Raw genomic sequence first — 6,113 nt, forward strand, 5'->3', positions numbered from 1 at the left:
CGCAAGGAGCACCTGCCATGAAGCGCACCGCCACGGCCCTGGTCGCCGCGATCGCCGCGTCCGTCCTGACGATCCCCGTCGCGTCGGCCACCGCCAAGTCCCCGCAGCCCGCCCAGGACTCGCTGCGGGACCGTGTGGGGGCTGTGATGGAGACCGGAACCGTCGGCGCCGTCGGCCGCTCGACCGGCCCGCGCGGACAGCGCTCCGCCGCCGCGGGCGTCATCGACAAGGCCACCGGCGAGGCGGCGCGCCCCGGCGACCGGTTCCGGATCGCGAGCGCGAGCAAGACGTTCGTCGCCACCGTGGTGCTGCAGCTGGCCGGCGAGGGGCGGCTGTCGCTGGACGACACCGTCGAGGACTGGCTGCCCGGCGTGGTCTCCGGCAACGGCAACGACGGCAGCACGATCACCGTACGGCAGCTGCTCCAGCACACCAGCGGGCTGTACAACTACACGGCCGACTTCCCGCTGCTGGCGAGCGTCGAGGGCTTCGAGGCCGGTCGGTACACCACCTGGACCGACGAGCAGCTGGTGGCCATCGCCATGAAGCACAAGCCGGACTTCGCGCCCGGCACCAAGTGGTCGTACTCCAACACGGGTTACATCCTGGCCGGGATGATCATCAAGAAGGCCACGGGCCACAGCTGGCAGCAGGAGGTCACCCACCGCATCATCAAGCCGCTGCACCTGCGCCACACCCTCGCCCCGACCACCGGGACCCGCATCCCCGGCCGCCATCTGAACGGCTACTCCAACTTCGGCGGCTCCGGCGCGACCATCGACGTCACGGAGTTCAACCCGAGCGCGGCGGGTGCGGCCGGCGCCATGATCAGCACGACCGCCGATCTGACCCGCTTCTACCAGGCCCTGCTCGGCGGACACCTGCTGCGCCCGGCCGAGATGAAGGCCATGAAGACGACCGTGCGCACCCCCGACCTGGACGTCGTCTGGCCCGGTGCGAGCTACGGCCTCGGCCTGATGCGGATCCCGCTGTCCTGCGGCGGGTCGTACTACGGCCACGGCGGCGACCTCCCCGGCTACACCACCCGCGACGGCGTCAGCGGCGACGGCCGCCGGGTCGTGGTCCTGTCGACCACGGGCGACGGCGCGGCCGACATGTCCACCGAGCACGCCCAGAACAAGCTCATCGACGGCGAACTCTGCGCACCCGGCCGGAAGTAGCGCCAGGTCCCCTCACACCGCGCCGCCGAAGTACACCCGCACCTCACTGATCAGCCCGTCCCGGACGGTGATGGCCTCGACGTTGCGGTAGCGGCCGCCCGCGGTGAGCTCGTACTCGTAGTAGGCGAAGACGAGTTCGGCGTCGGCCGGGGTGACGTGCAGCATGCGCTGTTCCTTCAGGCGGTCGACGGTCGGGAAGCACCGCTCGAAGAAGGCCGCCTTGCCGATGTGGTCGTCCCTGGGGCTGGTGAAGGTGAAGTCGTCCGCGTACAGGGGGAGGGCGGCTTCGCGGTCCTGCGCCAGATAGTGGCGGAACGCCGCCCTGACGATGTCCGTCGGAGTGCTGGTCATGCGGGGCTCCTGAGCGGTGGGACGGTCCTCTCCGTCACCGTACCCATCGCAGACGCACGCTGGCGTCGCACCACGAAGGGGCCCGGGGGAATCACCCCGGGCCCCTTCACATGCCGTCGGTCAGGAGCGCGCCGTGCGCCGGCGCTTCGACGCCACGACGAACGCCGCGCCACCCGCGACCAGCACGAACGCGCCGATCGCGATCGGGCCGGTCGCGCTGCTGCCGCCCGTCTGGGCGAGGTCGCCGCCACCGCCGCTCGGCGAGGGGGCCGGGGTGGAGGCCGACTCGGAAGGCTCCGGGGCCGGGGTCTCGGAGGCCGGCGGAGTCGTCTCCTCGGCCGGGGGCGAGGGCTCGTCCGTCGCCGGCTCGGACGGCTCGGCGGGCGGTGTGGTCGGGGGCTCCTCGGTCGCCGGGGGCTCGGTCGTGCAGTCCTTCGTGCCGCCGTTCCAGGCCGCGATCAGCTTGTCCTTGATGACCGGGCGGTCCGGGCCCTTGGGCAGGTCACCGTGCTCGAAGCCGTCGTTGGCGTCGAGCTTGCCGTCGAACTTCACCGCGCCCCGGTACAGGTCGACCTGCGCGAAGCAGCCCGCGTCCGGGACGGCGATGTCGAGGGTGTCGGTCGCACCCGGCTTGACCGTGACCGAGTCGAAGTCGACGAAGACCTGCTCGCCGGAGGTCGCGAACGTCGACCCGTGGGCGAGGTAGGAGGCGAGCGAGGCGGTGCAGGTCGTGGCGTCGGCGGCGGCACGCACCGAGACGTGGACCTTGCCGTCGTCGGTGACCTTCAGGTTCTGGTCGTCGACCTTGACCGAGTCGTAGAAGTTCGTGCCGTCCAGCGAGAACTGGCAGCGGTCGGTGGCCGTTTCCGTGCCGGCGCCGGTGCCGGGCTGGTAGGCGCCGCCGGACTTCCAGCCGTCCCCGCCGGGCGTGCCGTGGGCCCAGGCGCCGGAGGCGGAGGCGACGGTGGCCGCGCACAGGGCGAGCGACGCAGCGCCCGTCCCCAGCAGGCGTCGCGCGATGACACGTCTCGCTATGGACATGCGTATCCCATCGTGGGGTGAGTGGTCGAAGGAGAAACACTGGGCTCATTGGTCACATGCGCCTCAGAGTGAGCACATCGTCGGGGGCGGGGAGACCGCTGTCAACCTGCGTAAACGCAATGGAAGTTCAAGAGGCAATCACAATTCCGTCACGCGGGGAACGATCCCCTCCGCTCCTCGCGGTGTTCGCTTTTCCGGCGAAGTGGACAGAGTTCTCACTGTCGTCCGTACGCACCCACGAGGAGACCGCGTGACTGACCGCACCACCACGCCCGACCTCTCGTCCAGCAACCCCGACTGGTGGCGCCAGGCCGTCATCTACCAGGTCTACCCGCGCAGTTTCGCCGACGCCGACGGCGACGGGCTCGGCGACCTCAAGGGCGTCGCCCAGCGCCTCACCCACCTCGCCGCGCTCGGCGTGGACGCCCTGTGGCTCAGCCCCTTCTACCCCTCCGAACTGGCCGACGGCGGTTACGACGTCGCCGACTACCGTGACGTCGACCCGCGCCTGGGCACCCTCGACGACTTCGACGCCATGGCCGCCGAGGCCCACCGCCTCGGCCTGAAGGTGATCGTCGACCTGGTCCCCAACCACACCTCCCACCAGCACGTCTGGTTCCAGGAGGCGCTGCGCGCCGGCCCCGGCTCCGCCGCCCGCGAGCGCTACGTCTTCCGCGACGGGCGCGGCACGCACGGCGAACTCCCGCCCACCGACTGGCAGTCCGTGTTCGGCGGCAGCGCCTGGCGCCGGGTCCCCGACGGCCAGTGGTACCTCCACCTGTTCACCCCGCAGCAGCCCGACCTCAACTGGGAGCACGAGGAGGTGCGCGCCGACTTCCGCACCACCCTGCGCTTCTGGTCCGACCGCGGCGTCGACGGCTTCCGCGTCGACGTGGCGCACGCCCTCGCCAAGGACCTGAGCGAGCCGCTGCGCGATCTCGGCGCCCCGGAACTGAGCGGCGAGGACGCGCTCCCCGCCTTCCCGCCCGGCACCCACCCCTTCTACGACCGCGACGAGGTCCACGAGATCTACCGCGACTGGCGCAAGATCCTCGACTCCTACCGCCCGCCCCGCATGGCCGTCGCCGAGGCCTGGGTGAACCCGAGCGCCCGCCGCGCGCTGTACGCCCGCCCGGACGAACTGGGCCAGGCCTTCAACTTCGAGTATCTGCAAGCCGGTTGGGACGCCGGTGAACTGCGGCAGGTCATCACCGACTCGCTCGCCACGGCGCACGCGGCCGGTGCCTCCGCCACCTGGGTGCTGTCCAACCACGACGTCGTACGCCACACCTCCCGGCTGATGCTCCCGCCCGGCACCGACGACAACGCCTGGCTGCTGTCCGGCGGCCACGCCCCGGCCGTCGACGACGCCGCGGGCCTGCGCCGCGCCCGCGCCGCGACCCTCCTCATGCTGGCGCTGCCCGGTTCGTCGTATGTCTACCAGGGCGAGGAACTCGGCCTGCCCGAGGTCGCCGACCTGCCCTTCGAGGTCCTCCAGGACCCGATCTGGGAACAGACCGGGCGGGTGCGCAAGGGCCGCGACGGCTGCCGGGTCCCGCTGCCGTGGACGACCACGGGGCCGTCGTACGGCTTCGGCGCGGGCGGGTCCTGGCTGCCGCAGCCGACGGGCTTCGCGGCGTACGCCGTCGAGGCGCAGGACGGTGTGGAGGGCTCGACGTTGGAGCTGTACCGCAGGGCCCTGCGCCTGCGCCGCAAGCTGCTCCAGGGGGAGGAGCTGACGTGGGCGCCGGAAGCACCGCCCGGCGTCCTGCACTTCGCGCGCTCGGACGGCTGGCGGTGCGTGGCCAACCTCGCGGCGGCGGCGGTCGAGTTGCCGCCGGGTGAGGTGCTGCTCGCCAGCGCGCCGTTGCAGGACGGGCTGCTGGGCCCGGACACGACGGTCTGGCTGACGTAGGCCGGTACGCCGGTACGCGTCACGGTGTCAGGGTCACCTGAGGTTCGCCCGCCGTCGGAGGGGGCGGGGTCAGTTGGTCGGCCGGGAGCCTGGGCGGGGTCGTCTCCTGGAACAGGACCTGGTCGAAGTCGACCAGCCCCGTCTTCTCCATCACCGAGATGTGGTCGAGGACGGTGTCGTTGGCTTGGTCGGCCAGCTGCCGGACCAGGGTGTTCCTGGTGGTGGCCCGGATCTTCGCGACCGTGCCGAAGATCTGGCCGTGTGTGGTGCGCAGGATGTTCGCCATGTCGCTGTCGAACTGCTTGCCGGAGTCGGCGTCGAGCGTCGCGACGAAGCCCTGCTGCTGGGGGCTCGGCCGGTTGGGCAGGGTGACGTGCAGCCGCGCGGCGATCCGGCGGCAGGTGGCGTCAAGCGCCGCGTGCCCGGAGACCAGGTGCTGACCGGCCGTGCGCACCGCACCCGTGGTCCCCTTCTGAAGGGCCATCTTCCCCACCGGGTACTCCCACAGCCCGGCCGCCCGCACCTTGACGACGAAGTCGCGGTCGGCCTCGGTCAGCGGGCCGGTCGGGGTCCGGGCGATGACCCGGGTCTGGGAACTGGAGACCGTGCTGAAGCCGAGCACCGAGGGATAGGCGAGGGCGGCGAGCGTGAGACTCAGTGCGCCGCCCACGAAGAACGTGCCGGTTGCCTGTCGAGTGATGCGCACCGAACTGCCTCCTGCCCCGGGGTCGTCGTACTGAAGTACGGACCCCGGGGCGCGGAAAACCTTTTGGCTTGGCATCCGTCCCGTAAAGCGATTCCCGTGGCGGTCGCCTCAGCGCTCGGCGCCCTTGCGGAAGGTCGAGCGGGCCCACAGGTAGCCCGTCAGGCCGAGGCCGGCGCACCAGGCCAGGGCGATCCAGGCGTCGTTGCCGATCTCCGTGCCGAGCAGCAGGCCGCGCAGGGTCTCGTTGATGGGCGAGAAGGGCTGGTACTCGGCGAACCAGCGCAGCCCCGTCGGCATCGAGTCCGGGGTGACGAACGCGCTGCTGAGGAAGGGCAGATAGATCAGCGGCATGGGGGCGTTGCTCGCGGCCTCGATGGTCTTCGAGTTCAGGCCCATCGCGGCCGACAGCCAGCTCAGGCCGAACGCCAGGAACATCAGCAGACCGAGGGCGGCGGCCCACTCGACGGCCGAGGCGTCGGGACGGAAACCGATCGCGTACGCCACCCCGGTCACCAGGGCGAGGATGAACACGATCTGGATCATGTTGCCCAGCACGTGCCCCGTGAGCACCGAACTGCGCCAGATCGCCATCGTGCGGAAGCGGTTGATGATGCCCTCGGTCATGTCGGTGCACACGGTCACCGCGACGGTGATCGTGCCGGAGGTCACCGCCATGACGATGATGCCGGGGACGAGGTAGTTGATGTAGGCGTCGCGGTCACCGACGCCGATGCCCTCGCCGATCGCGCCGCCGAAGACGTACACGAACAGCAGCAGCATCAGGACGGGCAACGTGACGATCTGGATCGTCAGGGAGGGATAGCGCAGCATGTGCTTGATGTTGCGGCGCAGCATCGTCATCGAGTCGCGGAAGGCGTAGGAGCGGGTGGGCGCGGGGGTGGTGGCGGTGGTCATCGGG

Annotated in this window: 6 protein-coding genes; 2 read left to right on the forward strand and 4 right to left on the reverse strand. The window is 71.0% G+C overall.

The genetic code is table 11. The annotated features are described in order from the left end of the window. Window positions 1-17: 17 nt before the first annotated feature. A complete protein-coding gene (locus EAO75_RS43145) occupies window positions 18-1,181 on the forward strand; it encodes a serine hydrolase domain-containing protein (protein ID WP_148000440.1) in 1,164 nt (387 codons plus the stop codon). A 12-nt stretch (window positions 1,182-1,193) separates the two neighbouring features. On the opposite strand, the gene EAO75_RS43150 is transcribed toward EAO75_RS43145, so the two are convergent. Then, entirely contained in the window at window positions 1,194-1,532 is a 339-nt protein-coding gene (locus tag EAO75_RS43150; protein ID WP_148000441.1) for a nuclear transport factor 2 family protein, read from the reverse strand. Between the two features lie 120 nt (window positions 1,533-1,652). After that, a complete protein-coding gene (locus tag EAO75_RS43155) occupies window positions 1,653-2,573 on the reverse strand; it encodes an LAETG motif-containing sortase-dependent surface protein (RefSeq protein ID WP_148000442.1) in 921 nt (306 codons plus the stop codon). Window positions 2,574-2,823: 250 nt separating this feature from the next. Here EAO75_RS43155 and EAO75_RS43160 point away from each other — a divergent pair, with 250 nt between their 5' ends. Further along, the gene (locus EAO75_RS43160; RefSeq protein ID WP_148000443.1) at window positions 2,824-4,488 is read left to right on the forward strand and encodes a glycoside hydrolase family 13 protein; all 1,665 of its coding nucleotides are present in this window, start codon (window positions 2,824-2,826) and stop codon (window positions 4,486-4,488) included. Window positions 4,489-4,507: 19 nt separating this feature from the next. Here the strand turns inward: EAO75_RS43160 and EAO75_RS43165 are convergent, their stop codons facing one another. Together EAO75_RS43165 and EAO75_RS43170 are read right to left on the reverse strand one after the other, a co-directional pair. Beyond that, window positions 4,508-5,158, reverse strand: coding sequence for a DUF4142 domain-containing protein (locus tag EAO75_RS43165; protein WP_148000623.1), 651 nt, complete (start codon window positions 5,156-5,158; stop codon window positions 4,508-4,510). Between the two features lie 144 nt (window positions 5,159-5,302). Further along, on the reverse strand, window positions 5,303-6,109 hold the full coding sequence (locus EAO75_RS43170) for an ABC transporter permease (protein ID WP_148000624.1): 807 nt from the start codon (window positions 6,107-6,109) through the stop codon (window positions 5,303-5,305). Between the last annotated feature and the right edge of the window lie 4 nt (window positions 6,110-6,113).

Origin of the sequence: Streptomyces sp. UW30, assembly GCF_008042075.1 — a bacterium.
Classification (GTDB): Bacteria; Actinomycetota; Actinomycetes; order Streptomycetales; family Streptomycetaceae; genus Streptomyces.